At 62.4% G+C, this 25,942-nt stretch carries 24 protein-coding genes; 10 read left to right on the forward strand and 14 right to left on the reverse strand.

Going from position 1 to position 25,942, the window contains the following annotated elements; genetic code table 11:
- Position 1 precedes the first annotated feature (1 nt).
- Both AB1E34_RS04475 and AB1E34_RS04480 read right to left on the reverse strand, forming a co-directional pair.
- A complete protein-coding gene (locus AB1E34_RS04475) occupies positions 2-220 on the reverse strand; it encodes a DUF1127 domain-containing protein (RefSeq protein WP_372571137.1) in 219 nt (72 codons plus the stop codon).
- 156 nt (positions 221-376) lie between these two features.
- Complete coding sequence (locus tag AB1E34_RS04480) at positions 377-1,195, reverse strand: cyclase family protein (protein ID WP_372571138.1); 819 nt, start codon at positions 1,193-1,195, stop codon at positions 377-379.
- Between the two features lie 168 nt (positions 1,196-1,363).
- Between AB1E34_RS04480 and AB1E34_RS04485 the strand changes: the two genes are divergently transcribed.
- Positions 1,364-2,014: a GntR family transcriptional regulator gene (locus AB1E34_RS04485; RefSeq protein ID WP_372571139.1), complete on the forward strand. Its 651-nt coding sequence runs from the start codon at positions 1,364-1,366 to the stop codon at positions 2,012-2,014.
- 33 nt (positions 2,015-2,047) lie between these two features.
- Here AB1E34_RS04485 and AB1E34_RS04490 read toward each other — a convergent pair whose 3' ends face one another.
- Positions 2,048-2,761, reverse strand: a complete 714-nt coding sequence (locus AB1E34_RS04490; RefSeq protein WP_372571140.1) for a type 1 glutamine amidotransferase — start codon at positions 2,759-2,761, stop codon at positions 2,048-2,050.
- A gap of 80 nt (positions 2,762-2,841) precedes the next feature.
- On the opposite strand from AB1E34_RS04490, the gene AB1E34_RS04495 reads away from it, so the two are divergent.
- From AB1E34_RS04495 to AB1E34_RS04505, 3 genes are all read left to right on the forward strand, one after another.
- Complete coding sequence (locus tag AB1E34_RS04495; protein WP_372571141.1) at positions 2,842-4,101, forward strand: cytochrome P450; 1,260 nt, start codon at positions 2,842-2,844, stop codon at positions 4,099-4,101.
- A 34-nt stretch (positions 4,102-4,135) separates the two neighbouring features.
- Positions 4,136-5,425 carry a type I glutamate--ammonia ligase gene (locus AB1E34_RS04500; RefSeq protein WP_372571142.1) on the forward strand — a complete coding sequence of 430 codons (1,290 nt, stop codon included), beginning with the start codon at positions 4,136-4,138 and terminating at the stop codon, positions 5,423-5,425.
- Between the two features lie 109 nt (positions 5,426-5,534).
- Complete coding sequence (locus tag AB1E34_RS04505; protein ID WP_372571143.1) at positions 5,535-6,638, forward strand: serine hydrolase domain-containing protein; 1,104 nt, start codon at positions 5,535-5,537, stop codon at positions 6,636-6,638.
- A gap of 34 nt (positions 6,639-6,672) precedes the next feature.
- Here AB1E34_RS04505 and AB1E34_RS04510 read toward each other — a convergent pair whose 3' ends face one another.
- Together AB1E34_RS04510 and AB1E34_RS04515 are read right to left on the reverse strand one after the other, a co-directional pair.
- Positions 6,673-8,028 carry an aspartate aminotransferase family protein gene (locus AB1E34_RS04510; protein WP_372571144.1) on the reverse strand — a complete coding sequence of 452 codons (1,356 nt, stop codon included), beginning with the start codon at positions 8,026-8,028 and terminating at the stop codon, positions 6,673-6,675.
- Between the two features lie 18 nt (positions 8,029-8,046).
- The gene (locus AB1E34_RS04515; RefSeq protein ID WP_372571145.1) at positions 8,047-8,826 is read right to left on the reverse strand and encodes an IclR family transcriptional regulator; all 780 of its coding nucleotides are present in this window, start codon (positions 8,824-8,826) and stop codon (positions 8,047-8,049) included.
- A gap of 167 nt (positions 8,827-8,993) precedes the next feature.
- Here AB1E34_RS04515 and AB1E34_RS04520 point away from each other — a divergent pair, with 167 nt between their 5' ends.
- From AB1E34_RS04520 to AB1E34_RS04540, 5 genes are read left to right on the forward strand one after another with little or no spacing between them, the layout of a single operon-like run.
- On the forward strand, positions 8,994-9,932 hold the full coding sequence (locus tag AB1E34_RS04520) for a tripartite tricarboxylate transporter substrate binding protein (protein ID WP_372571146.1): 939 nt from the start codon (positions 8,994-8,996) through the stop codon (positions 9,930-9,932).
- Between the two features lie 53 nt (positions 9,933-9,985).
- A complete protein-coding gene (locus tag AB1E34_RS04525; RefSeq protein ID WP_372571147.1) occupies positions 9,986-10,516 on the forward strand; it encodes a tripartite tricarboxylate transporter TctB family protein in 531 nt (176 codons plus the stop codon).
- Positions 10,516-12,135 carry a tripartite tricarboxylate transporter permease gene (locus AB1E34_RS04530; RefSeq protein ID WP_372571148.1) on the forward strand — a complete coding sequence of 540 codons (1,620 nt, stop codon included), beginning with the start codon at positions 10,516-10,518 and terminating at the stop codon, positions 12,133-12,135. Before AB1E34_RS04525 ends, AB1E34_RS04530 begins: the two co-directional genes overlap by 1 nt.
- Positions 12,042-13,484, forward strand: coding sequence for an aldehyde dehydrogenase (locus AB1E34_RS04535; protein WP_372571432.1), 1,443 nt, complete (start codon positions 12,042-12,044; stop codon positions 13,482-13,484). The genes AB1E34_RS04530 and AB1E34_RS04535 overlap by 94 nt, the downstream gene beginning before the upstream one ends.
- Before the next feature lie 8 nt (positions 13,485-13,492).
- Complete coding sequence (locus AB1E34_RS04540; protein ID WP_372571149.1) at positions 13,493-14,722, forward strand: Tm-1-like ATP-binding domain-containing protein; 1,230 nt, start codon at positions 13,493-13,495, stop codon at positions 14,720-14,722.
- Here AB1E34_RS04540 and rpe read toward each other — a convergent pair.
- From rpe to AB1E34_RS04585, 9 genes are all read right to left on the reverse strand, one after another.
- Entirely contained in the window at positions 14,713-15,402 is a 690-nt protein-coding gene (gene rpe / locus AB1E34_RS04545; RefSeq protein ID WP_372571150.1) for a ribulose-phosphate 3-epimerase, read from the reverse strand. The two genes, AB1E34_RS04540 and rpe, sit on opposite strands and share 10 nt — an antisense overlap.
- A gap of 85 nt (positions 15,403-15,487) precedes the next feature.
- The gene (locus AB1E34_RS04550; protein WP_372571151.1) at positions 15,488-15,964 is read right to left on the reverse strand and encodes a class I SAM-dependent methyltransferase; all 477 of its coding nucleotides are present in this window, start codon (positions 15,962-15,964) and stop codon (positions 15,488-15,490) included.
- Between the two features lie 13 nt (positions 15,965-15,977).
- Positions 15,978-16,730, reverse strand: coding sequence for a polysaccharide deacetylase family protein (locus AB1E34_RS04555; RefSeq protein WP_372571152.1), 753 nt, complete (start codon positions 16,728-16,730; stop codon positions 15,978-15,980).
- Positions 16,727-17,869, reverse strand: a complete 1,143-nt coding sequence (locus tag AB1E34_RS04560; protein ID WP_372571153.1) for a glycosyltransferase family protein — start codon at positions 17,867-17,869, stop codon at positions 16,727-16,729. Before AB1E34_RS04560 ends, AB1E34_RS04555 begins: the two co-directional genes overlap by 4 nt.
- Positions 17,866-18,450: a histidine phosphatase family protein gene (locus tag AB1E34_RS04565; RefSeq protein WP_372571154.1), complete on the reverse strand. Its 585-nt coding sequence runs from the start codon at positions 18,448-18,450 to the stop codon at positions 17,866-17,868. Before AB1E34_RS04565 ends, AB1E34_RS04560 begins: the two co-directional genes overlap by 4 nt.
- 3 nt (positions 18,451-18,453) lie before the next feature.
- Positions 18,454-19,524, reverse strand: coding sequence for a glycosyltransferase family 4 protein (locus AB1E34_RS04570; RefSeq protein ID WP_372571155.1), 1,071 nt, complete (start codon positions 19,522-19,524; stop codon positions 18,454-18,456).
- A 3-nt stretch (positions 19,525-19,527) separates the two neighbouring features.
- Positions 19,528-20,772, reverse strand: coding sequence for a glycosyltransferase family 4 protein (locus AB1E34_RS04575; protein WP_372571156.1), 1,245 nt, complete (start codon positions 20,770-20,772; stop codon positions 19,528-19,530).
- A complete protein-coding gene (locus AB1E34_RS04580; RefSeq protein WP_372571157.1) occupies positions 20,769-21,983 on the reverse strand; it encodes a glycosyltransferase family protein in 1,215 nt (404 codons plus the stop codon). The genes AB1E34_RS04575 and AB1E34_RS04580 overlap by 4 nt, the downstream gene beginning before the upstream one ends.
- Before the next feature lie 7 nt (positions 21,984-21,990).
- Positions 21,991-23,271 (reverse strand): nucleotide sugar dehydrogenase, encoded by a 1,281-nt coding sequence (locus AB1E34_RS04585; RefSeq protein ID WP_372571158.1) that lies wholly within the window; start codon positions 23,269-23,271, stop codon positions 21,991-21,993.
- Between the two features lie 221 nt (positions 23,272-23,492).
- On the opposite strand from AB1E34_RS04585, the gene AB1E34_RS04590 reads away from it, so the two are divergent.
- A complete protein-coding gene (locus AB1E34_RS04590) occupies positions 23,493-25,850 on the forward strand; it encodes a mechanosensitive ion channel family protein (RefSeq protein WP_372571159.1) in 2,358 nt (785 codons plus the stop codon).
- Positions 25,851-25,942: the final 92 nt, after the last annotated feature.

Genomic DNA, 25,942 nt, shown 5'->3' on the forward strand with positions numbered 1-25,942 from the left:
TTCAGATGAAGTCGTGCATCACGACGCGGACGATGTCTTCGCGGCGCATACCGCGCGCTGCGAGTTCCTCGTCACTCAGCTTGCAGAGCGCCTCGATCCGGCGCACGCGTGAGTTCGCCTCGCCAACCCGGATCAGGGCTTCAAAGATGCCATTAAAAAAGCCGGCAACTGATTTGCCAACGTGAGCGAGTCCATTCGAATGTGCAATGGAGTGGGCCATGTCGATACGTGCTCCTTCTTCGCGGTTGCAGCAAATTTATGCTGCAACCGCGAAGGGGAAAAGGCCCGTTCCGGAATGCCCGCCTTGCAGCGGGCGCAAGCCTCGCGATCCACAAGGACTGTCGTTACCTTTATCTCCGGTTCGGTGAGGGCCCGATCAGACCAGCGCCAGAATCCGCGCAGGCCCGCCCGAGCCGCCGCGATGGGTCGGCGCGCCCACGATCAGCGTGGCACCGCTCGCGGGGACGTTTTCCAGCCCGGCAAGGTTCTCGATGCCATAACGATTGGTGGGAAGCCAGGCATAGTGCGTGGCAAAATCCGCCGATGGACCGTGGTCCAGCGACAGGGTGTCGACCGCCATCGCCCCGGCATTGCCATCCTCGATCAGCATCTGCGCCGCTTCCACATGGAAGCCGGGGAAATGCATCTTTTTCTCGTCATCCACATTGCGATAGCCCTCGCTACCGGTCTTTCCGGCCCAGCCCGAATGCATCGCGATGCAGGCCCCCGGCGGGATCGGGCCGTTGGCGTCGATCCAGGCCTTCAGGTCATCGGGTGTAACCTGCGCGTCGGCATCCTCGGCGGCCCGCGCGGCGATATCCACGACGCAGAGCGGGGCCACGAGGTTTTCGACCGGGATTTCGTGCACCGCATGTCCATCAGCCGAGAAGTGCAGCGGGGCGTCGATATGAGTGCCGGTATGTTCGTTGACGGTCAGGTTGAACAGGTTGAAGCCGTTATCGGCGAAATTGAACGGTTGCTCGGTCGAAATGCCCGGCGCGCCGAAATAGGTCGGGAAATCGGCGTCGTAGACATGGGTCATGTCGACGACGGATCCATGCCCCATGGCCAGCGCCGGCGTTGTTGCGCCTGTCGCCAGAGCCGCACCCGCCGCAGCCGCCGCGCCCCCCTTGAAGAAGGAACGGCGCGAGAGCATCCGGTCCTTTACCGTGTTCATCACGCATACGTCACACATAGCTGGTCTCCCTGAGTTCATTGGACTGAACCGCTGCGATGGGAGCCTGCGAAACTCTGCCTCGGGCCAACCTAATCAAGGACTTGGCTTGTGGTCCAGCCCCGAGTTGGCGGATTGCGGAAATCCTCTCAGCCGCCTAGGTTGGCGCGGCAGAGGACACGAGGACAAATGGCGGGCCAAACCGAACAGGTGCTGAACGCGGTGCTGGCGGATATCGATGCCGGGCGGCTCGACCCCGGTGATGTTCTGGAAGAGGCCGCGCTGATGGCGCGCCACAACGTGTCGCGTACGCCGGTGCGCGAGGCGTTCATCCAGTTGGAAACCGTGGGCCTGATCCGGCGTCTGCCGCGCAAGGGGGCGGTCCTGTTCAAGCCCACGCTGGAAGAGTTCCTCGCCATTCTCGAAGTGCATGCGCGGCTCGAAGGGCAGGCGGCAGGCCTAGCGGCGCGGCGCATGTCGGCGGCTCAGGCGGCGGAACTTGAGGCCGTGGTTGCGGCCTGCGAGGCCCATGCCCGCGACAAGGGTGATGACGACGCTTATGGCTATTACCGGCTGAACCTGCGCTTTCACGAATGCGTCGCACTGGGCGCGTGCAACCCCTATCTGGTCGAGATGATCAAAACCCATGCCCGCAAGCTGCTGGCCTATTACCGCGCGCGCTACCGTTATCCCGGCTCCATCGACACCTCGGCAAAGGAGCATCGCGAGATCGCGACGCTGATCCTGGACCACAAGCGCGACGAGGCCGAAGAGCGCATGGCGCGCCATGTGCAATTTGATCAGGTCACGGTGATGGACCTGCTGGCCGCTTTGGGGTGAGTGATCAAGGTGTACCGAGGCGCTTTGCCCGGTCTAACCCGTGCGGGCCTGTTCAAAAAACTGCGCCATGCTTTCCGCAAAGCCTCGCTGGTCCGCTTTCTGCGTCAGAGAGGATCGCGCGCGCTGGGTAAGCTCGGCGCCCAGCAGGGGCGCCATTTCCTCGGTCAATGCCGCGATGAAACCCGGGCTCATCTCGGGATGGTGCTGGGTGGTGTAGATATGGGTGCCGATTGCGAAACCTGATGTCATGCATTGCGCCGAGACCGTGAGATTGCGCGCGCCCTCGGGCAGCGCGCTCACCTGTTCCTTGTGGCTGGCATAAAGGTGAATGCGGTCGGGCAGGCAGCCCATCCAGCTTTCCCGCCCCACGATCTCGTTCGGCGTGAGCCCATGCACCCAACCTTCGGGATTGTCATCCAGCGCACCGCCAAGGGCCAGCGCGATGGCCTGATGGCCGAAACAGGCCCCAAAGATCGGCATCTCTTGCCCATGCAGGACACGGATCAAATCCAGAAGCTGTCGCGTCCACTCCGCATCGCTGCGAACTGAGGCCGGGCTGCCGGTGATCATCGCACCGTCAAACCGCGACAGATCATCGGGGAAAACGCCATCCTTCACCGGGAAAACCTCGGTGGTCCAATCCGGGCGGGCCAAGTGAACGAGGTCGGTGAACTTCTCGCCGTCCTTGGGATGCTGCTGCGCAAAGGCGCTTTCATCCGTGTTGGTCATCAGGATTGCCAAATGCATGATTTCGCGCCCAAGTTTTTCATTTACATATTTATAGCATCCAATAATATACACATGTTAATGGATTTTGGAAGACGTCAATGACAGTCTGGACGCCAAACGACGATGGCTATGCCGATCTGACCAGCCATGATGCTTTTGTGAACGGCCCTCCGCACATCACCTTTGCGCGGTTGCGGCGCGACGATCCCCTGCACTGGACCGAATATGCCGACGGGCAGGATTTCTGGTCGGTGACCCGGCATGCCGATATCTGCGAGATGAACAAGAACACAGCGGTGTTTTCCTCAGCGCGGGGCATCCGGATGGAGGACCAGAGTTACGAGGAATATCTGGCCCGCCGCACCTTTCAGGAAACCGACCCGCCGGAACACAGCCAGACCCGCATGAAGCTGTTCAAGGCGTTTTCGCGCACCACGATGGCGCAGTATGAGGAGGATATCCGCCAGATCTGTGTCGATATCCTCGATGAGGTGCTTGAGCAGGGGACCTTCGACGCCACCAAGGAAATCGCCCGCCAATTGCCGATGCGGATGCTGGGCCGTATCGTCGGCCTGCCGGACGACGACCTGCCCTGGCTGGTGGAAAAAGGCGATGCGCTGATCGCGAATACCGATCCCGATTTCACGACCCACGTGTTGGACAAGCTGGAAACGGATGAGTTCCGCATGATGCCCTTCAACTCGCCTGCGGGCGCCGAGCTTTATGCCTATGCCAAGGAGTTGATGGCGTCGAAAGAGAAATCCGGCGACACTTCGGGCGTGCTGCATATGATCCTGCAACCGGCCAAGGACGGCTCAGTGATCAGTGATACCGAGTTCCGCAACTTCTTTTGCCTCGTGGTGGCGGCGGGCAATGACACGACGCGCTATTCCATCGCGGGTGGCATTCAGGCCATGTGCCACCAGCCGGAACTGCTGGCCCAGATGCAGGTGGGGGGCGACATCTGGAACACCGCGCCGGATGAGATCGTCCGCTGGGCCACACCTGCGCTCTATTTCCGCCGCACCGCCACCCAGGATGTCGAGATGCATGGCAAGACGATCCGCGAGGGCGACAAGGTGCTGTACTGGTGGGCCTCAGCCAATCGCGATGAGGCGGTCTTCGATGATCCGTTCCGCGTTGATCTAACCCGCAACCCGAAAGGGCATCTGAGCTTTGGTCAGGGTGGCCCGCATGTCTGTCTTGGCATGTGGTTGGCCCGGCTGGAAGTGCGGGTGTTGTTTGAGGAACTGGCAAAGCGGATCAGCGCAATTGAACCCGCTGGTCCGCACAAGTTTCTGCGCTCGAATTTCGTGGGCGGCATAAAGGAACTGCCGGTGACGGTCACTCTGGCCTAAGCTGTGCAGGAACCCAGAGGGAGGACACCGGACCATGAAGACCCGATTGCGCGCGCTGTTCTGCGATCATCTGAGCATCATGCGGGGCAAATACCTGCCCAATTCCAAGATCGCCGATAGCAGCACACGTTTCTGTCTGTCGGTCTTTGGGACGCATTACGACAAGGACCTGCTGGATGCGCCCGGCTCCAAGGTCAAGGCGGGCTTGCCGGATATGGAGCTGAAATGGCTGCATGACGATATCCGCGACAGTTGGCACGCCGATACCAAGATCGTTCTGGGTGACCTTTATGATGACGAGGGCAATCTGTTGCCGCTCTGCCCGCGCGGGGCGCTCAAACGCGCGGTTGCGGCCTGGCAGGACAAGGGGCTGACCCCCAAGGTCGGCATCGAGTTGGAGGCGTTCGCGCTGCAAGCGGACGATGCCGGGCGGTTGGTGCCTTATGATGCGCCGGGCGGGGTGGTCTATGGCACCGGGCCATATTCTGACCCGTTGCGGTTCAATGACCGGATCTGGGCAATGGCGGATGAGATGGGCTTTTCGCTCGACATGATCACCGCCGAGTTCGACAGCCCGCAATTCGAATACACGCTGACCTTTGACGATGCGGTCAAGGCAGTGGACGATATCGTACTGTTCCGCCTGATGGCGCGCGAGATCGCGCTGGAATACGGGATCGTGCTGACCTTCATGCCCAAACCCATTGCCGAGGGCGGCGGATCGGGGATGCATATCAATTTCTCTTTCACCGACGAGGCGGGCGGTAACGCACTGTCCTCCGGGCCGCGCGGCGGGCCGGAGCATATGAACGATCTGGCGCGGGGCTGTCTGGGTGGTTTGCTACATCATCACAAGGGGCTGGCCGGGCTGATCGCGCCAACTGCGAACTCCTATCTGCGGCTGCAGCCCGGATCGCTATCGGGTTTCTGGCAGAACTGGGGCGGCGATCATCGCAACGTGACCACGCGGATCAGCTCCGAAGGCGGCGACAAGGCGCGGCTGGAACACCGGATGGCGGACGCCTCGGCCAACCCCTATACCGCTGTGGCCGCCGTGCTGCATGCCGCGCGGCTGGGGGCCGAGAACGGGCATCAATTGCCGCCGATGGAAACCGGCGACGGGTTCGACCATACCGATGCCAAAGAAGGCACCGCCATCGACCTGCGGGGTGCTGTCGCTGATCTTGAACGGGATACCGCTCTGGCGCAGGCGGTGGGCTTCGAACTGGTCGCAAACCACGTCTATATGAAACAAAAGGAAGTCCGCAAAACCCGCGACATGGAAGGCGACGCGCTCAGGGATTTCTACGTCTATTTTGTCTGAGACTTGGAGCCACCACGTCACTGAATGACGAGGACAGGCTCCAAGCTTGCAAAAGCCGTTCTTTACAAGCCGGATTGAACTCTTCCCATGCACTCTCCACCTAGGCTGCATGGTTTGGGCTTCCGCGTGCTTGTTTAGCCTATCATTGGCGGCAATCCTGCCGACGCTCCTGAGCGCTCAGCAAACGAGCCTTGAGGATATCTTTCATGATACCGCGCAAGCGCATCCCGAATACGCATTGGGTGTTGCCTATGCCTTGGGCCAAGACGCGCCAACGGTGATGATCGCCGGGCCCACCACCAAAGGTGGATCAGACAAAGTCGCGAATGACGCGCCCTGGCATATCGGATCGATCAGCAAATCATTTACGTCGACCTTGGTGATGCGGTTGCTCGAGAGGGGCGAGGTGACCTTGGATGCGCCAATCGGGACGTATCTTGCACGCGACGAGGACAGCTTGCATCCCGACTGGAGGACAGTCAGCTTGCGGCAACTGCTGAGCCATTCGGCGGGCATGCCGGCAAACGCGCCTGGCCACGTCACCCGCGAAACATTCGCATATGCGCCACACACTGGAAGGCGCGCGGTCCTTTCCGCGATGTGGGGCGATCCTTTGCCGGGCAAAAGTGGCGAGTTTCATTATTCAAACATCGGCTATGTACTTGCGGGCTTTGTCGTTGAGGAGGTGACGGGCGAGTCCTGGGAAGAACTCATAATGTCCGAAATCGCCGCGCCTCTTGGCTTGACGAGCTTGGGATTTGGCGCGCCAACCCAGTCAGATGCCGCCAGAGGGCACCAATCGGTGCTGGGCTTCCGGCGGTCGGTTCAGCCCGAAAGCCCGGCATCGGACAATCCAAGATGGTTGGGCCCGGCGGGAACAATCCACCTGAACATGGCGGATCTGGTGAAATGGGGACAAATGCACCTGCGGGCATGCGCTGGCTACATGCCCGAATATCTTTCCCAGACGAGTTGTCAGGCCATGCAAACGCGGATTTCCTCCAACTATGGCCTGGGATGGGCGATCGAGGATGCGGGCGAGAAAGGTCCGATTGTGTGGCACAATGGATCAAATACCATGTGGTACGTCGTTCTGGTGCTTAATCCCGAGCGGGACCTGGTGGTCGCAGTTGCGACCAATCTCCACGCTCCAAAGCGGATGGATGAACTCGCCCGCAAGCTTATGTTGGCGTTAGCCCAAGGTGACAAGTAGATCCGCAATCAGATCGTTCTTGAAATCTGAAATGTTAGGACACGCTCGCAAACCCCGCATCCAGCGCGGTTAGGATCGTGTCCACATCGGCCTCGGTCAGCACCAGCGGCGGTGACATGATCAGGTTGGCGCCTGACATGCGCACCATGGCGCCCGCCTGATAGGCCGCGTCCTGAACCTTGCCGATGGTTGCCTTATCGATCGGTGTCTTCGCTGTGCGGTCCGAGACCAACTCCAGCGCGCACATCAGCCCGTGGCCGCCGCGCACATCGCCGATCAATTCGTATTTCTGTTGCAGCGCCTGTAGCCCCTTGAACAGCTGCGCCCCGCGCGCCGCCGCATTGGTCGGCACGTCCAGCCGGATCGTCTCTTCCAGGCAGGCCAGCGCCGCAGCGGCCCCGACCGGGTGGCCGGAATAGGTGTAGCCATGGCCGATATTGGCCTTGCCGGTCTCGTCCTGCTCAAAAACCTGCGCCACATGTTCGGCGATCATCACCGCGCCGAAGGGGAAGTAACCGTTGGTGATCGCCTTGGCGGTGCACATCAGGTCGGGCTGCACACCCCAATGGCGCGATCCGCTCCAACTGCCGGTGCGACCAAAGGCGGTGATAACCTCGTCTGCGATCAGCAGGATGCCATGTCGCGTGCAGATCTCGCGCACGCCGGGCATGAAGCTTTCATGTGGCGGGATCACCCCGCCCGCGCCCAGGATCGGCTCCATGATGAAGGCGGCGATGCTGCCTGCGCCCTGCATGGCGATCTCATCCTCCAGCATGCTGAGGCAAAGCTGCGCCAGTCGCTCCGGGTCGCTCTCATTGAAGGGGTTGCGATAGGTATAGGGGGCGGGAATGTGGTGGCACCCCGCCAGAAGCGGCTCATAGGCGGAGCGGAAATTGGCATTGCCATTGACCGAAGCGCCGCCGAAATGGGTCCCGTGATAGCCTTTCTTGAGGCTCAGGAACTTGGTACGGCCCGCCTCGCCCCGAACCTGATGATATTGCCGCGCCAGCCGCAGGGCGGTTTCCACGCTGTCCGACCCACCGGAGGTATAAAAGGCGCGGCTCAGCCCGTCGGGTTCGAAGAAGTCACGCAGTTCCTCGGCCAGCTGGATCACCGTGTCATTGGTGGTGCCGCGAAAGATCGAGTAATAGGGCAGACGCTCCATCTGGGCGGTGATTGCAGCCTTGATCGGGTCGCAGGAGAACCCGAGATTGACATTCCACAGCCCGCCAACCGCATCCACGACCTCATGCCCGTCAATATCCTTGATCCGCACGCCCGAGGCGCCGGTGACGATGGTGGGCGGGTTGGCCTGGCAGTCGGCCGGATGCGCCATCGGGTGCCAGACCGAACGGGCGTTCATTTCCTTGAGGAAGTTGCTGTCTTTCATTGGGGCCCTCCCGGGGGTTCAAGCGGCTTGCTCCTGAGGATAATCGGGCGGGCAGAACCCCCCGATCCGCTGGGTCAGATCAAGCGCGGCGGCTTTCAGTTCGCGACGTATTCTGGATTTCAAGTCGACGGTCATGCGCGACATTGGCGCGGCCACGGCGAGCGCGCCGATAGGGCGCTGGTCGGGGCCAAAAATCGGCGCGGCGTGGGAATGCACATCCGCTTCGAACCCGCCGATGGATTCGGCAATGCCAAGGGCACGCGCCTGCGCCAGCGCGGCCCGCAATTTTTGCGGGTCGGTCTGCGTCTGGGGCGTATGTACCGCAAGTGGTCCCGCAAGGATATCGTCCACAAAACCATCCTCGGCGAAGCTCAGGAAGGCCAGCCCGGACCCGGTGCCATGAAAGGACAGGATCTCGGCATCGTCCATGGTGACGCGGGTGCCGTGCTGCGGGCTGTAGGCATGGGTCAGGGTGTTCAACTGGCGCCCCTGCACGATGGACATATGCGCGGTTTCACCGGTGCTCTCGCAGAGATACCGCAGGATATCCTGTGAAACCGACAGCAATGGCACCGTTGCCTCGCGCAGGGCGGCAAGGCGCAGAACCTCAGGTCCCAGCCGGTAGGCGCGGTCGTTGCCGATCTGTTCAACGAATCCCTGCGCCTGCAATTCGCTCATCAGCCGATAGACGGTCGCCTTGTTCATTCCAGACAGCCGCGTGATGTCACTCAGGCCGATTTCCAATCGGCCATGGTTGAATAAACTCAGCAATGACAGTGCCTTAGAGACCGTGCCCATTTCCGGGTTTCACCTTTTGACGATCCGGTTTCATCCTTTGGCAGGGGCATCCGACCCGCGCCGTTGTGGAAAGTGTTGACAGAGGAGGGGGCGGCCTGTCAATCTAATTTCAAACCAATGGTTCGAATAATGAACCGACAACGTCTCAACAGGACCCGGAGGTAACGATGACTTTCAAGACCAAGATTGCAGGCGCGGCGGCGGCCCTAGCCCTGATGGCTGGGGCAGCGCTGGCCGAGTACCCGGAAAAGCCGGTCAACTTCATCGTGCCTTGGCCTCCGGGTGATCTGGAAGATGTGCTGACCCGCATGATCGCCGAGGATTTTCAGGAGAAATACGGCGTGGCCGCTGCAGTGGTGAACAAGCCCGGTGGCGGCGGTGGCCCGTTCCCCGGCGCCATCGAGGTGGCCAATGCGCCCGCTGATGGCTACACGATCGGGTCTTTCGTGATCGGGGTGCCGGTGATGGGTCATCAGATCGATATCGCACCGCTCACGCCCGAGAAGTTCGACCCGCTGGGCATCTTCCTGACCTATCCCTTCGTGATCGCCACCAGCGGCGACGCGCCCTATAGCTCGATGGAAGAGCTGGCGGCTTATGCCAAGGAAAACGACGTGGCGCTGGGCCATTTCGGGGATGTGCTGACGCCGACGCAGGTGACCAAGGCCTTTGCCAAGAATGCAGGGTTCGAATGGGGTTCGGACGCGGCGTTCGATGCGCTGGACTGCAATACGCTGGCCTCGGGTGATGCGGATGTGATCAACACAACCCTGCAATTGATCCTGCCCTGTCTGGACAACGTCAAGGTTCTGACCGCGATCACCGACGAGCGTATCCCGCTGGTGCCTGATGCGCCTGCGATTGGAGAGCTGGACGAAGGGCTGAACATCGCGCTCTGGAACGGGCTCTTCGTGACCAAGGACACACCGCAGGACGTGCGTGAGAAGATCATCGAAGTGGCCAAGGAAACGGTCATGAGCGAGCGCGCCCAGAAGGTGGCTGCCGAGACCGGCGCGCTGGTCTATTGGCAGGGCGCGGATGAGAGCACCACGCGCATTTCCAACGATATCGACACGATGGGCCGGATCGGCCAGATCCTTCAGTAACCCTATCGGGCGGGCCGCGTTGGCCCGCCCCTCCAGCAGGGGCGCATCCTCTCATGCCATCCGAACGTGAACGCCGTTTCGTCGGCCCCCGGCGCGGTCAGTTGATCTTTGCTCTGGGCTTTGTCGGCCTGTCGGTCTTGTTGATCAGCCAGATCACCACACAGACCCAATGGGTGGAGACGTCGAAATTTTTTGCGCAGCCGCGATTCTGGCCCGCCGTGGGTCTGTTGGGCATGGTCGGGCTGGCGGGCCTGCACCTCTATCGTCTGCCGTGGTGGCACAATACCCGCTATGATTGGTGGGAGGCGCGCAAATGGCTGACCGTGCTGGAATATACCGGCTGGTTCATGGGCTATGTGCTGCTTGTGCCGGTGCTGGGCTATCTGCCGGTCACTTTGGTCTTCGTGCCCGCGCTGGCCTGGCGCATGGGCTATCGGGACAGGCAGATGATGTGGATCAGCGTCGCGTTCGCCTTTGCCGTTGTGATCCTGTTCAAGTCGCTGCTCGGCGTCAAAATCCCCGGCGGCACGATCTATGAGTATCTTCCCGGCGCGTTGCGCAGCTTCTTTATCCTGTATCTCTGATGGATCTTATCCTGTCCGCCATGGAAATCCTGATGCGCTGGGACGTGGCGCTGGCCCTCTTGGCAGGGTCGGTGGGCGGCGTGCTGATTGGCGCGATACCCGGCGTCGGTCCTGCGGTTGCCATCGCGATCCTGCTGCCTGCGACGTTTTCGATGGACCCGATCGTCGGGCTGACGGTGTTGTTGGGCATCTATGGCAGCTCGATGTATGGCGGCTCGATCCCCGCCATCCTGATCAACACGCCCGGCACGGCGGTCAATGCGCTGACCACCTATGACGGCTATCCGATGACTGCACGCGGCGAGCCACGCCGCGCCCTGTCTCTGGCATATTCCGCCTCCTTTTTCGGCGGCATCTTTTCGGTTCTCTGCCTGATCCTATTCGCCCCGGTGCTGGCGAAGATCGCGCCGATGTTCGGCTCGCGCGAGATTTTTCTCGCCGCGTTGCTGGGCATCCTGCTGGTGGTGGTCGCACATCGCGGGCAATCGTTGGTCGCGGGGGCGCTCGCGTGCTTTGGCATCTTCCTGCAAACCATCGGGCTGGAGCCGGTCAAATACACCTCGCGCTATACTTTCGATCAGCCGTTCCTGTCGGGGGGCATCAACCTGATCGTGGTGGTGCTGGGGCTGTTTGCCTTGTCCCAGGCCTTTGTCCTGCTCACCTCGGATGACGAGAAGATTCGCCTGACCAAGCTGCGCGGCGGTATGTTTCAGGGGCTGCGGGAACTGGGTCGCCATCCGCGCGTTGCCAGCGTTTCGGCCAGTTTCGGCGTGCTGATGGGCATGATCCCCGGCGTGGGGGAGTTCACGGCACAGTTCATGTCCTACACCTATGCGCAAAAGACCTCGAAACGACCGCAGGATTTCGGCAATGGTTCTTCCGAGGGGCTGATCGCGGCGGAAACCGCCAACAATGCCGTGCCCGCCGCCGCCATGGTGCCTTTGCTGGCGCTGGGCATTCCGGGCGAGGCGCTGACGGCGATGATGTTGAGCGTGTTTTACGTCCATAACGTGGTGCCGGGGCCGGGGCTCTTCCAGAACCAGATGGATTTCGTGGTGGCGCTCTATCTGGCGCTTTTGATCCTCAACGTGCTGGTGCTGATCTTCCTGCTGGTGGCAACCAAGTCGCTGATTCAGGTCGTGCGCATCCCCAACCGGTTTCTGGGTGTCTGCATCCTGACGCTCAGCTTTGTCGGGGTCTATTCCCTGCGCAATTCGGTGATCGACTGCATCCTTGCGGCGGTCTTTGGCGTCGTTGGCTATGTCCTCAAAAGACTGTCCCTGCCTGCCGTGCCGATCATCCTCGGCATGGTTCTGGGCGGCATTATGGAGGTCAAGCTGCGCGCGGGCATGGCGCGGGTCAAGGAGCCGCTTGATTTCATCGACCGACCCGTCGCGTTCATCCTGTTTCTACTCATCATCATCGTTCTGCTGGTTCACGTGCTGCGCGTGCTGAGGGACCGCAAGGAACTGAAGGAGGCCGAATGGCAGACCAAGACAGCATCGACGCGCTTCGGCGGGCTGATGTGGCGCCGCAGAAACTCTTTCTTGAAGGATCATGGCAAGAAGGTACGGGCACGCCACTCACGGCTACTTCGCCGATTGACGGATCTGTTCTGACGACGCTTGCAGGCGCGTCATCGGCGGATGTTGACCGCGCCGTGGCTTCGGCCCGCGCGGCGTATCAAGATGGGCGCTGGTCGCGGATAGCACCGGCGGCGCGCAAGAAAGTGCTGCACCGCATCGCCGACCGGATCGAGGCCGAGGCGTTGGAATTGGCTGTGCTCGGCGTGCGCGACAATGGCACCGAGTTCAACATGGCGTTCAAGGCCGAGCCCGGCTCGGCGGCGGGTACCTTCCGCTATTATGCCGAAGCGCTGGACAAGGTGGCGGGTGAGGTCGCGCCGACGGCTCCGGATGTCTTGGGGCTGGTCCATCGCGTGCCTGTTGGGGTCGTGGCGGCCATCGTGCCCTGGAACTTCCCGCTGATGATTGGCGCGTGGAAACTGGCGCCCGCACTGGCGATGGGCAATTCGGTGGTGTTGAAACCGGCGGAAACCGCGTCTCTGTCGCTTTTGCGTCTGGCCGAGATTTGCGCCGAATGCGGATTGCCCGATGGCGTGCTGAACGTGATCACCGGATCTGGGTCTGAGACTGGTGCAGCGCTGTCGCGGTCGATGGGCGTCGATGTGCTGACCTTCACCGGTTCGGGAGAGACCGGGCGACGGTTGATGGAGGCCTCGGCGCAGTCAAACCTGAAACGGATCTATCTGGAGCTTGGGGGAAAATCACCCAATATCGTGTTTTCGGATTCGCCTGATTTGACCAAGGCGGCGAAGGCTTCGGCCATGGGTATCTTCCGCAACTCCGGCCAGGTCTGCGTGGCCGGATCGCGGCTGCTGGTCGAGGCATCCGTTCACGATGAGTTCGTTGCGCTAATGAAGGCCGAGGCTGAGGCGCTGCGTGTCGGCGACCCGCTGAACCTGAACAGCCAGATCGGCGCGGTGAATTCTGAAGATCAGTTGAAACGCAACCTTTCTTTCATGGATATGGCACAGGCCGAGGGTGGGCAGATCCTCACCGGCGGCACACGCATATTGGAGGGCACCGGTGGCAGCTATATGGCGCCAACCATCGTGACCCATGTGCAACCCGACGCGGTGCTGTTTCAGCGCGAGGTGTTTGGCCCGGTCCTGTCGGTCACCCGCTTCGATACCGAAGAAGAGGCGCTGCGTCTTGCCAATGCGACCGATTTCGGGCTGGCCTCGGGGGTCTGGACCGCGGACCTCAGCCGCGCACATCGGATGGTAGCAGGCATCCGCGCGGGTGTGGTGCATGTGAACACCTATGGCGGGGCGGACAATACCGTGCCGCTGGGCGGGGTTGGCCAATCGGGCAACGGGCATGACAAGTCCCTGCACGCGCTCGACAAATTCGTCGATCTCAAGACCGCGTGGATACAGCTGTGAGGGACGGGATGAAAACCATACTGGTCGCGGGCACCTATGACACCAAGGATGAGGAACTGCACTATATCGCCGATGTGATCCGTGGGCAGGGCGGCGATGTGCTGTCGATGGATGTGAGCGTGCTGGGCGATCCCTCCAAGCCCACGCATGTCTCGAAACATGAGGTTGCCGAGGCGGGCGGAAGCTCCATTCAGGCGGCGATTGACTCGGGCGATGAAAACACTGCGATGCAGATCATGGCGACCGGGGCCGCTGCCAAGGCGCTGGAGCTTTATCGTGCGGGTCGGATCGATGGGGTGATCGTTCTGGGTGGCACGATGGGCACCGATCTGGCGCTGGATCTCTGCGCCGCGCTGCCGGTGGGCGTGCCGAAATACATCGTCTCGACCGTGTCATTCTCGCCGCTGATGCCGCCGGAGCGGCTGCCTGCGGATGTGCAGATGATCCTTTGGGCCGGGGGGCTTTATGGGTTGAATTCGATCTGCAAGGCGTCACTGTCGCAAGCCGCAGGCGCAGTTCTGGGCGCGGCAAGGGCGGTCGAGCCGCCAAAACGCGACCGGCCGCTGATCGGCATGACCAGCTTTGGCAAGACCGTGTTGCGCTACATGGTGACGCTGAAACCGGCGCTGGAAGAGCGCGGCTTTGAGGTGGCGGTATTTCATGCCACCGGCATGGGCGGGCGGGCTTTCGAGAGCCTCGCTGCCGAGGGTGCTTTCGCTGCGGTCATGGATTTCGCCCCGCAAGAGGTGGCCAACCACCTGTTCGGCGGCCTTTCGGCGGGTAAGGACCGGATGACCAATGCGGGCCGCGCGGGCATCCCGCAGCTGGTGGCGCCCGGCTGTTATGATCTGGTGGATGTTGTGGGCTGGCAGCCTTTGCCGGAACACTTCCGGGATCGTCCCGTCCACGCCCATAACCGGCTGCTGACTTCGGCGGTTCTTAACACGGGCGAGCGGCGGCAGATGGCGCAGGCCCTTGCGGGCAAGCTTGCGCAGGCAAGCGCGCCGGTCGCCTTTCTGTTGCCGCGCGGCGGCTGCAATGAATGGGACCGGCCCGGTGCCGATCTGCATGATGCCGAGGGGCTGGCTGCGTTCTGCGATGAGATCGAGATGGCGCTGCCCGATAGCGTCGACCTGCATGCGCTGGACGCCCATATCAATGACGAGGTTTTCAGCGCGCGCGCGCTTGAGATATTCGACGATTGGGTTGCCCGGGGCGTGATCGACGCTCAGGCATAGACCCCTTCGGCGGCGGCGCGGATGTTGCGGATGTTTTCGCCATAAGCCGTTGGATCACCTACCGAGCCACCCCGGAACACCGCCGATCCCGCGACCAGCACATCCGCCCCGGCTTGCGCCACCAAGGGCGCGGTTTTGGCATCGACGCCGCCATCGATCTCGATATGCACCGGGCGGTCGCCGATCATGGACCGCAGCGCCCGGATCTTGGCGCTCATGTCGATGAACTTCTGACCGCCAAAGCCGGGGTTCACGGTCATCACGCAGATCAGATCGGTCAGGTCCAGTAGATGCGCCACCGCCTCGGCAGGGGTGCCGGGGTTCAGCGCGACACCGGCCTTGGCGCCGGTCGCGCGGATGGCCTGAAGGGTGCGGTGGATATGCGGTCCGGCCTCGACATGGGCGGTGATGACATCAGCACCCGCCTGCGCAAACGCGTCGATATAGGGATCGACTGGCGCGATCATCAGATGCACGTCCATCACGCCCTTGATATGCTTGCGGATGGCGGCGCAGGTGGCCGGACCGAAAGTGATATTGGGCACAAAATGCCCGTCCATCACATCCACATGCACCCAATCCGCGCCCTGCGCCTCGATGGCCTCGCATTCGGCGCCGAAATTGGCAAAATCGGCGGCGAGAATCGACGGGGCGATCTTGATGTTGCGGTCAAAGCTCATGGCGGCACCTCGGAATCTGGGGCATCTGGGAGTTGGCAGGCATATATAGGCTGATCGCGCGCGGCGATAGGCCCCTGTGGCGAATTTAGGCGCGGTAGAAGAGATAGCGATCCTTGGCGATCGTGTCCGGTCCGCTGATCTGCTCGAACCCGACCAGCGGCTGGCCCGACACCAGCAGTGCATCGGGGGCGAGAACCCGCGCGATCAGGGGGCTGAGGCGAGCGGCCTCGGCCACGTCGTCTTCTTTGATGCCGCGTCCGAAATCGTAATGGGCCAGGACGATCCGCGCGCCCTCGTCAGCAAGCCGTATGAGCATCGCCTCAGCCTCGCCCTGCAGAAAATCCTCATCCGGCGGAGTGCAGGAGGGATGGCAGGCCAGCACCCGGTCCATCACGCGGATACGGCGGTCAGGCAGGATTTCGCGCAGGTGGTCATAGGTGCGGCCATTGCCCAGCCCCATGTCCAGCACCTCGCCCGGCTTGCCAGCGATCTGCGCCGCCGCCCAGTTCAGCCCGTCGCGCTGGGCGCTCAGCCTGCGCAGCATCGAATCCAGTCGGCTCATGTCTTGGCGTCCTTCATTGTCTTGGCGCGGTCCACGGCACGCCCGGTCCATCGATCAGCCGTGTGACCATACCTTGGGTGAATTGCCAGATCGCGTCGTCATGGACAAGGTGATGCGTCAGCAGGCCATAAGGTTCGTCATTGTCCGTTCGCCCTTCGCGCCGGTCCCGCAACTGCGCCGTGGCCTGAGCGATCAGCGTATCCGGGTCGGCGAGACCGCGCGTACCGCGCCAGTCGACCGGGTCGAGATGGGTGTTGATTTGGTTCAGTCCGGGGGCGGCCTCGAGCGCCTTGCGCGGCGTGAAGGTCGACAGCATGTGATAGCCCAGCGGCGGCAGCCCTGCGATCACCGCGTCCGAGATGCGGTTCCAGGGCGGCACGAACATCGGGCAGAGATCATCCCCAAACAGATCGCGCATCCGGGCCAGCCCGCGCTCGGCATCCGCCAAGGCGGCCTCGACAGGCCGGTCGGCACCAAACTCGGATTTCTTGCTTTCGGGTTTCTGATGGTTGTGATGCGCCCAGCCATGCACCACCGGGATCAGGTTTTTGCGCCCCGAGAGATAGGCGGCCAGTGCAGGAACCGCCGGCTCCGGCACCACGGCCAGATGCACCGGCAGCCCGGTTTCAACGGACAGATCGTTCAGCCGGTCAAGTGCCGGTGAGGGTGCGGTGGCATCATCGTCCCGCCACCAGAGCGGCAGGGTCAGGCCTGCATGCTCCCACCGGGTCAGTTCGGCGTCGAGCGGGCTCCAGTCCGGTGTCATAACTGCGCCTCCAGCAGGGTTTCGACGATTTTGACGCTGCAGGCTGCCCCGTCGAACTGGCCGGTCGACCCGGTGTGGGGCGTCTGACGTGTGACCTGTCGGACCGAAGCGGCCAGTGCTTCGGGGGTCAGATCACCGCTGCGCAGCACCTCCATCGCAGACTCGCGGGCAAGGCTTTCGGCGCGCAGCCCCTGTTCGACCTCGTTACCCTCATCGAACGGAATCAGAACCGAGGGCGTGCCCGCCTGCAGCAGGTCCAGCGCGGTGTTGTAACCGCACATGCTGACCGAGGCGGCGGCATGATGGAGCATTTGCCGGAAATCCGGGCGGGCTTTTTCCAGGGTCACATTTGTCAGGCTATGTTCGCCCTGAAAGACCGCAATGCGCTCAGCGGCATCCTTACCACCGACCAGCAGCCGCCAGTGCAGATCGGGCGTCAGCGCCGCTGCGCCGAGGGCCGCGCGATAGATCGGTGTCCCGACCGAGCCGCCACCCGCGCTGACCAGCACTTCGCCGTGGCCCGCGCCCTCGGGATGTGGGCCGGAGGGGGGCGGGGCGACATAGCCGGTGTAATGCAGCTTGGCCTGCAGGGCGGGGGTGACGGGCCAACTGACCTCCAGCGGTGTCAAGGTCGGGTCGGAATGGACCAGAACGCCGCTATAGTGCTGCGCGATGATCTGTTCGGCCTTCTCGGCCTTGGCGGGTTTCGAGGGCGGCGCAAGGATATCGCGGATCGAGGCGAGGACCACCGGAGCTTTGGGCAGCGTTGCGGCAGTATCGAGAAAGGCGTTGAATTCGGCGCTGAGGATGCGCCTGCCGAATGGGAACAACTCGGTGATGATGACATCGGGCTCGAATTGGCGCAGTGCCGTGCAGAATGCGGCCTTGCGCGCGCACAGATACTCTGGCGTGGCCGCTTGTCCGCTCTCATCCAGCAGACGGGTGAAATCCACCCCGTCCGAGCGCAGGGGCGGCAGTTTCAGGGTGTTCAGGCCGTCATGGTTCAACTGCGGCGCGGGCATGCCGCCCGAGATCAGAAAGACCTGATGCCCCGCCGCGCCAAAGGCCCGGCCCAGTGTGAGCGCGCGGCTCAGATGGCCGGTGCCGAGCAGATGCGTCACGGCGATCAACAACTTCATTGCGGGGTCCCCTTGGCCGGAAGGCGGATGGGTTCGGGTTCGGGTGTCAGATCGGGCAGTGACAGAACATAAAGCCGGTTGCGCTTGATCCGAAACGGGGCGGGGCCGGAGAAATTCCACCCCCAGGCCCGCGCCAGCAGCACCCGCATCACGCCGATATGGCAAACCGCCAGCGTGTCGCGGTCCAGCCCGTTGAGCCAGGGATGCAATCTGTCACGCAGCCGGGCCGGGCTTTCACCACCCGGCGCGCGATAGTCCCAGCCCCAGTCCTCGATATGGCGAAAGCCGCTATCCGGCGTGGCAAGCAAATCGACACCGCGCTGCCCCTCCCAGTCGCCCCAATCCATCTCGGTCAGCGCAGCGACTGGCTCCGGATCTCGTTCCGAGACGATCCGGGCGGTTTCGACCGCACGTGCAAGCGGGCTTGAGCAGAGCGTTGCCTCTTGCCATGGCTCTGGCAGGCGGTACTGCATCAGGGCTGCCCGCGCCTCGTCATCCAGCGGAATATCGCTGCGCCCCTGAATGCGACCTGCGCGGTTCCATTCGGTATGACCATGACGCAGAAGGGCAAGTTTCGGCATGAGTCAGCCTTTCACCAGATCATCGAGCGTATCGCGCAGGGTGGCCGCAGCCGAGGGCAACAGGTGGGTTCGCGCGATCATGGCGCGGGCACGTGCGCCCAGGTCGCGCCGCATCTGAGGCGTTTCGCGCAACTGTCTTATCCGTCGCGCCAGCGCTTGCGGGCCTTCGCTTGGGTCCGGGTATTCTGCTGGCAACAGGATGTCACGGGTTCCGGGGCGATCCTGGGCCACCACCGGCAGGCCCGCAGCCTGCGCTTCGAGATAAACCATGCCGAACGCCTCATTCACGCCAGGCCAGAAGAACAGCGCCGCGCGGCGATAGGCCTCTCGCATGGCGTCGGGGTCAAGCTGGCCCAGAAACCGCACCTTGGCACTGAACGGGGCCATCAGGGCTTCGACCTGAGATCGGGCGGGGCCGTCTCCTGCGATCTGCAACTGCCAGTCGCCCTCTAAAAGGGCCAGTGTTTGGGCGAGGAGCGTGTAAGAGGCCAGCTTGTCGCCTGCCCGCATCATCGCTGCCGTCAGCATCGGGCCATCCAGCGAGGCGGCGGGCGGCAGCGCCTCATCCGGCAAAAAGGGGGGCAGGTGTACCAATTTCTGATCGCCAAAGCGTTCACGCTCCAACGTGATCAGATCGTTTGCGGTGACGTAGAGGATGGCGTCAGCCGCGTCGCTGGCTCGATGCGCATCCCCCGCAAACCCCGCCCAGGCACCGGTGAGGCGACTGCTGGCGCGGGTGCTTTCGATCTGCACATAGGGGATACCACGCGCTTGGCTCACCGCCGGGCCGAGCAGGTCGGGGGATTTGTAATAGCTGTGATAGGTGACCCAGATCGTGGTCTCATCGGGTAGATCACGGATCAGGCGCGCGACCTCGTCTTGCGCCTTGGCGCGCAGTTGGCTTTGCATGGCGGCATCGCCGCGCTTGTCATAGATGCGCAGGTCCGAGACCAGATCAGGCTCGTACCCGGCGCGCTGCAACACCCGCATCAGGTTGCGGGCCATTTCGCGATCGCCAGAGGGAATCGGGCTGTGCGGCGATTTCATCGGCGCGTAGAACGCGGCGCGCGACATGGGTCAGGCCGCCCCGCATAAATCGGACAGCCGGGCCGACAGGCGGGTTATGCCGGGTGCCATGCCAAAGGCGTCGCGTAGCCTTTCGAGCGCAGCCTCGGCCATCTGTTGCGTCCGTGCGGGGTCAGCCGCCATCTGCGTGATGGCATCCGCCAGCGCGTTCGGATCGTCGGTGACCAACAGCCCATGAATGCCCGAGGTGATGAATTCGGGGATCGCCGAGACCGGAGTGGACAGGATCGCCAAACGTTGCGAGGCGGCCTCCATCAGAACGTTGGGCAAGCCGTCGCGATCGCCATTGGCGGCAATGCGACTGGGCAGCACAAACAGATCGGCCTGCCGCATGGCGGCGATCACCTCGGGCTGATCGCAGGCACCGCGCCAGGTGATCCGGTCGGACAATCCGAGCTGACGCGCCCGCTCGGTGAGCGTTCCGGTCAGTTCGCCACCACCGATATGGGTCCAGCGCCAATCCAGATGATCCGGCAGCAGGGCGAATGCGTCCAGCAGCCTGTCAAATCCCTTCTTCTCGACCATGCGCCCGACCGAGAGCATATGAAACGGCGCTTTGGCGACGCGGGGCGCGCGCGGATCGGGCAGCGGAAAGCGGGTCAGGTCCAGCCCGTGATAGACCAGATCGATCCGGGTCGGGTCGTCTGAGAGCGACCGCAGATGCCGCGCGCCAAAGGCGGTACAGGTGGCCCCGAAAGTAGCTCCATGACTGGTGGCGGTCAGTTTTTCGCGCAACTCCCATTCCGGCGAGGTCCAGATATCCTTTGCATGTGCCGAAAAGCTCCAGGGCAGGCCGCGCATGATCGCGGCATAGCGGGCCACCGATGAGGGCGTATGCAGGAAATGGGCGTAAAGCCCGGTCACCGTATCGGGCAGTTCGGCGGCCAGCACGCAGGCCTGCCCGAAGCGGCGGATGCGGTTATGGGTCGGGTCACGGCGCAGGTCGGCGCGCCAGACGCGCCAGGCTTCGGCATATCCGGGCAGAGTGGCGGTGATGGCGCGGGCGGCCCAGACGCGGTCCGGCTCCTGATAGAGGTATTCCGGCAGGTAATGCACCGGCGCTTGCAGGCGGTCATGAAGCGGGTGGCGTTTCACGTCCGTCGGGTGGCGCAGCGACCAGATGTCGAACGTTTGCCCGGTCTCTTCCAGCGCGACAAGTTCCTGCGCAATGAAGGTCTCTGACAGGCGCGGCCAGCCCTTGACCAGCACCGCCAGTTTTGGCGGGGTGTGGCTCATTCGGCGGCCTGCTCGCCCGCTTCGCCCAGCAAAACAGCAACCCGGTGGGTGACGTAATCCAGCCCGTCCAGCAGCCCGTCACGGATCGCTTGCGAGGGCAGGGGTTGCTGCGGCAATTCGCGAATGGCGCGGATCATCGCCTCGGGCGACAGCCCATCGCGTTTTTCGTCCAGCATGCGGATCAGACCCAGCTGTTCAGCCCGCGAGGCGCGCAGCCATTGTTCCATACGCGGCACCATGCGCGGCACGATGACGGCGCGGCTGTCAAAGGACAGCACCTCGCAGAACGTGTTATAGCCGCCCATGCAGATCACACCGGCGGCGCCGGCAAACAGCGTTTCGATCTGTGATTCAAACCCCACCGCCGTCACCCGCCCGTTCAGTGCGGCGACGCGAGCCTCGAATTCGGCGCGCAGATCACCGGATAGGAAAGGGCCATAGACCAGCACCGCGCGCGGGTTCAGGTCGGGGTCCTGTTCATAGGCGCTGAGTACCAGATTGACCAAGGCGCGGCCATCGCCGCCGCCGCCGGGCGTGACCAGCACATAGGGCTGTTCGGGTGGCTCGTCGGTGGTGCCCAACTCGCGCCGCAGATAGCCGGTCCAGTGCATCCTTGCCTGTGCCGCGTTGGACAGCGGCAGCCCGGCTGTCGGGTCATAGATTGAACGCAGGCCGTAAACCCAAATCTCGTGATAGAATCGCTCGGTGGCGGCGATGGCATCCTTGCGCTCCCACTCGGCGGCCAGCACATCGGGCGCGTCCAGCACATCGCGCAGCCCCAGCACCAGCCTGGTGCGGCCCTGGCGCTGCAGCTTTTCAAGGGTGGGCAGCAACTCGCCGCGAAACCCGGTCGGTTCCTTGTCGACGATCAGGATATCGGGGTCATATTGCTCGGCGGTGGTCTGAATCAGCCCCGCGCGCAATTCGGTGACCTCTTCGATGCCCATTCCAATGGTGCGTGATGCGTAAGATCCGTCGCTGCGTTTGGTCACGCCGGGCAGGCGCACATGATCGACGCGCCGTGGGAACGTGAAACGCCCGGCAATGGGCGAGCCGGTCAGGATCAGCGCCGAGGCGCTGGGCTGCGCGGCGGTGATCGCGGCGGCCAACGCGCGTGAGCGGCGCAGATGGCCTAGGCCGAACGTATCATGGCTATAGAGCATGATGCGTGGCGCGCGCCCGGATTCGTCGTGTGTGCTGCCCCAGTTCATGCCTTGCCTAAAGCCTCAGATCAGCTTCGGTTTTGTCAAAAACGCCCTTGATGTCAAACAAAACCGCGCCGGGACGGCCGAGCGCGCGAATTTTCTGCGCCCCCATGTCGACGAATTGGCGATGACCGACAGCAACAATAATCGCATCATAGCTGCCGGTTTCGGGCGCAGGCGTCACCTCGAACCCGTATTCCTGTTTGATCGCCTCGGCATCTGCCCATGGGTCATGCAGATCGACGGTGACGGAATAATCCTGCAACTCGGTCAGGATGTCAGCCACGCGGGTGTTGCGGATATCGGTGCAGTTTTCCTTGAACGTGAAGCCCATGACCAGAACACGCGCCGTGCTGGGATTGATTTGGCGCGCCAGCATCAGCTTGATCAGTTCAGCGACCACATGACGGCCCATCGTGTCGTTGATGCGGCGCCCTGCCAGGATTACCTCGGGGTGATAGCCTGCCTGCTCGGCCCGGTAGGTCAGGTAATAGGGGTCGACCCCGATGCAATGCCCACCGACAAGCCCCGGCTTGAAGGGCAGGAAGTTCCATTTGGTGCCCGCCACTTCCAGCACCTCCAGCGTATCGAGGCCCAGCCGCGAGAAGATCAGCGAGAATTCGTTGACCAGGGCGATATTAATGTCGCGCTGGGTGTTTTCGATCACCTTTGCGGCTTCGGCGGTCTTGATCGAGCTGGCCCGGTGCACGCCCGCCTTGATCACCGGCGCATAGATTGCCTCGACCCGATCCAGCGTGGCACCATCCTGCGCCGAGATCACCTTGACCAGGCTTTCCAGCCCATGCGCCGCATCGCCAGGATTGACCCGTTCCGGCGAATATCCCAGCCGGATATCATTATAGAGGCGCAGCCCGCTCTCTTCGGCCAGCAGCGGGCCGCAGACCTCTTCGGTCACGCCGGGATAGACGGTGGATTCCAGAATCACCAGATCGCCGGGCACAAGATGCGGTGCGATCATCCGGCAGGCGGCGCGCAAGGGGCCAAGGTCCGGCGTCTTGGCGGAGGTGATCGGCGTCGGTATGCCAAGGATGTAGGTGGTGCAATCGGCCAGTTCCGCAGGATCGGCAGACAAATGCGCGCTGGTTTCCTGCAAAGCCTGGCCAGAGACTTCACCGGCGCGGTCATGACCGCCCAGCAATGCCGTGACATGCGCCTGGTCAGTGTCAAAGCCCAGTGTGTCAAAGCCCGCGCGCGCCAGCCCGAGCGCCAGCGGCAGCCCGACATAGCCAAGGCCCAGAACGGCAATTTTTTCACCTGCGGTTTGGCCTGTCACGCTGTTGATCTCCGACGGCAGTCTGTATGTATTCCGGCGTCCGCGCTCGCCACCGCGTCCTGTTAGTCAAAAGCCCGGGCTTTGGAAACTCGAAACCGACATAGGCGGTCCAAGCTGTGGCCTCAATACACGCTCGCGCAGCAGTGCTTCCATGTCATTTGAAGAGTGCAACCCAGTCCTGTAACGTCCTGTCAGTAAACAATTCCGGAAGTCACGATCCCATGATCCGTATTCTGTTCTGCCTGGCTCTGTCCGTGTGGCTGTCGCTGGCCCTGACCGGGCCGTCCCGGGCCCAATTATCCTATTTGCCCGGAGTATCTTCCTCGGAGGAGGCGGAGACCACCACCGAGGGGGATCTGGCCACTGCCATCCGTGACGCGTCAGAAGCCGGTGCAAGCGTGATCGTGATCGACAGTACCGGCAGGCTGGTCAGCGCTTCGGGCAGTACCGAAGCCGACGCGGGCGAAAATACCGATCCGATGGCCGAAGGCTCGCAGTTGATGAAGGCGCAGGAGCGGTTCTCGGAATTCCGCAAGTCATTGGATTCGCGGTTGGAAGCGCTGCCCTACTCGATCTTCGAAGTGCAGTATATCCTGCGGCAGACCAGCCCGGACGGTCGCATCATGACCTATGCGGAGGTCTTGTTCTGGAACGTGCTTTTTCTGCTTGTCGGGCGCTGGCTCTCGGTCGAGATTTACGGCAAGCGGATCGCGAAACGCTATGTGGTTGCGCGGATCAAGGAGGACCCGCAGGGCTTTCGCGACAAGATGCCGTTCCTGGTCTATCGCTTCCTCATGGGGATCGGCGGCACCGTGTTTGCGATGCTCTTTGCCGCGATTATCGGGTATCTGATCTTTGGTCCCACCGACGATATCTCGATCCAGTTTTCGGTGACGGCGGTGTTCACCGCTTACTTTCTGTCGCGCACGATCTCGGATCTGTGGCGCATGATTCTGTCGCCCTACCTGTCGCAATATCGCCTGCCGCCGTTCTCGGATCGTGATGCCAAACGGCTGTATATCTGGGCGAGCTTTGTGGCGACCTATGATATCTCGGCGGTGCTGTTTTCCACCTGGGTCGCCGATTTCGGGCTGAATTATAACGTCTATGCGATGGTCTACGGCGTGCTCTCTCTGGTCGGAGCGCTCGCCAATATTCTGATGGTGCTGTTCAACGCGCGCGCGATTTCCCATGCGATCCGCGGCGGCAGAGCGATCGAGCAGGTGTCTTTCCTGCTGCGGCTGATCTCGTTTGCTTGGGCACCGGTCATCCTGCTTTATATCGTGTTCGGCTGGTTCGATCTGGCGCTTGACCTGGTTCTGGAAAAACCTTCGCCAATCCCGCTGATAGCCGGAACCTACGCCATCTTCATGTCCGTGGTGGTGGCCTATGGTGCCATGAACTACCTGCTGGAGCGGTATTTTGCTCGCTCGCGCCATGTGCAGCAGATCAACGAGGAACTGGCAATTGCGGACGCCGAAGAGGACTGGGAAGAAGAGGTTCCCGCCCCCAAGGCCCACCCGATCGCCACCTACGAGGATCTGGCCCGCCGCGTTGCCGGGGCGCTTGCCTTTGTGGTGGGCGCATATGCGCTGATCGTGATCTGGTATCCCGATGCCAGCTGGACAGAGGACCTGCCGGTCGAACGGGCGCTGGATGTCATGGTGATCCTCTTCATCGGCTATATCGTCTATCACTTCTTCCGCATCTGGATCGACAGCAAGATCGCCGAAGAAACCGTCGATGAAGGAGAGGGTGAACTGGGCGATGAGGGCGGCGGCAGCAGCGCATCGCGGCTGGCGACGCTTCTGCCGCTGTTCCGCGGGGCAATCCTGGCGGTGGTGGTGGTCACCATCTCGCTCATCGCTCTGCTGGAGCTGGGTATCAATGTCAGCCCGCTCTTCGCCGGTGCCGGTGTGGTCGGTCTGGCCGTGGGTTTCGGCGCGCAAACGCTGGTGCGCGACATCTTCTCGGGCGCGTTCTTTCTGGTCGACGATGCGTTCCGCAAGGGCGAGTATATCGATATCGGCGACGTGAAGGGGACGGTCGAAAAGATCTCGGTCCGCTCGTTCCAGCTGCGCCACCATCTGGGCGCGCTCAACACAATTCCCTTTGGCGAGATCAAGGTGCTGACCAACTATTCCCGCGATTGGGTCATCATGAAACTGCCGTTACGGGTGACCTATGACACCGATGTGGAACGGGTGCGCAAGCTGATCAAGAATCTCGGAAAGGAGCTGCTAAAGGACCCGGTGATCGGCGAGAACTTCATCCAGCCCCTGAAATCGCAGGGCGTGATCGAGATGCAGGATTCGGCGATGATCATCCGGGTCAAGTTCATGACCAAGCCGGGCGATCAATGGCTGGTGCGCAAGAAGGTGTTCGAAGAAATCCGTGCACTCTTTGAGCGCGAAGGCATCCGCTTTGCCCATCGCGAGGTGACTGTGCGGCTCGCCGAAGGCAAACAGGCCGACGAGTTGTCACCTAACCAGAAAGAGGCCGTGACCGGCGCGGTGCAGGCGGCGATAGATGAGGATTATCTGGACGATATCGGACCGGGCGGCGGCGATGGTCCCTGACCATCGCTTTTGCAAATACCTCTGAGGGGCACTTCTGCTGGTTCGGGCGCGGCGAGCGTGTTGGGTTCAAGCCACGCGCGGTATCGTGCGGC

Source organism: Ruegeria jejuensis, from assembly GCF_041537905.1.
Taxonomy (GTDB): Bacteria; Pseudomonadota; Alphaproteobacteria; order Rhodobacterales; family Rhodobacteraceae; genus Ruegeria_C.

Coding starts and splice junctions, on each gene's coding strand:
- AB1E34_RS04510 (WP_372571144.1), bottom strand. CDS start 8,028: ATGAAAGACAGCAACTTCCTCAAGGAAATGAACGCCCGTTCGGTCTGG.
- AB1E34_RS04555 (WP_372571152.1), bottom strand. CDS start 16,730: ATGACACCGGACTGGAGCCCGCTCGACGCCGAACTGACCCGGTGGGAG.
- AB1E34_RS04495 (WP_372571141.1), top strand. CDS start 2,842: ATGACAGTCTGGACGCCAAACGACGATGGCTATGCCGATCTGACCAGC.
- AB1E34_RS04590 (WP_372571159.1), top strand. CDS start 23,493: ATGATCCGTATTCTGTTCTGCCTGGCTCTGTCCGTGTGGCTGTCGCTG.
- AB1E34_RS04550 (WP_372571151.1), bottom strand. CDS start 15,964: ATGAGCCGACTGGATTCGATGCTGCGCAGGCTGAGCGCCCAGCGCGAC.
- AB1E34_RS04570 (WP_372571155.1), bottom strand. CDS start 19,524: ATGTCGCGCGCCGCGTTCTACGCGCCGATGAAATCGCCGCACAGCCCG.
- AB1E34_RS04485 (WP_372571139.1), top strand. CDS start 1,364: ATGGCGGGCCAAACCGAACAGGTGCTGAACGCGGTGCTGGCGGATATC.
- AB1E34_RS04525 (WP_372571147.1), top strand. CDS start 9,986: ATGCCATCCGAACGTGAACGCCGTTTCGTCGGCCCCCGGCGCGGTCAG.
- rpe (WP_372571150.1), bottom strand. CDS start 15,402: ATGAGCTTTGACCGCAACATCAAGATCGCCCCGTCGATTCTCGCCGCC.
- AB1E34_RS04480 (WP_372571138.1), bottom strand. CDS start 1,195: ATGTGTGACGTATGCGTGATGAACACGGTAAAGGACCGGATGCTCTCG.
- AB1E34_RS04515 (WP_372571145.1), bottom strand. CDS start 8,826: ATGGGCACGGTCTCTAAGGCACTGTCATTGCTGAGTTTATTCAACCAT.
- AB1E34_RS04540 (WP_372571149.1), top strand. CDS start 13,493: ATGAAAACCATACTGGTCGCGGGCACCTATGACACCAAGGATGAGGAA.
- AB1E34_RS04505 (WP_372571143.1), top strand. CDS start 5,535: ATGGTTTGGGCTTCCGCGTGCTTGTTTAGCCTATCATTGGCGGCAATC.
- AB1E34_RS04475 (WP_372571137.1), bottom strand. CDS start 220: ATGGCCCACTCCATTGCACATTCGAATGGACTCGCTCACGTTGGCAAA.
- AB1E34_RS04530 (WP_372571148.1), top strand. CDS start 10,516: ATGGATCTTATCCTGTCCGCCATGGAAATCCTGATGCGCTGGGACGTG.
- AB1E34_RS04490 (WP_372571140.1), bottom strand. CDS start 2,761: ATGCATTTGGCAATCCTGATGACCAACACGGATGAAAGCGCCTTTGCG.
- AB1E34_RS04580 (WP_372571157.1), bottom strand. CDS start 21,983: ATGAACTGGGGCAGCACACACGACGAATCCGGGCGCGCGCCACGCATC.
- AB1E34_RS04520 (WP_372571146.1), top strand. CDS start 8,994: ATGACTTTCAAGACCAAGATTGCAGGCGCGGCGGCGGCCCTAGCCCTG.
- AB1E34_RS04565 (WP_372571154.1), bottom strand. CDS start 18,450: ATGCCGAAACTTGCCCTTCTGCGTCATGGTCATACCGAATGGAACCGC.
- AB1E34_RS04500 (WP_372571142.1), top strand. CDS start 4,136: ATGAAGACCCGATTGCGCGCGCTGTTCTGCGATCATCTGAGCATCATG.
- AB1E34_RS04575 (WP_372571156.1), bottom strand. CDS start 20,772: ATGAGCCACACCCCGCCAAAACTGGCGGTGCTGGTCAAGGGCTGGCCG.
- AB1E34_RS04560 (WP_372571153.1), bottom strand. CDS start 17,869: ATGAAGTTGTTGATCGCCGTGACGCATCTGCTCGGCACCGGCCATCTG.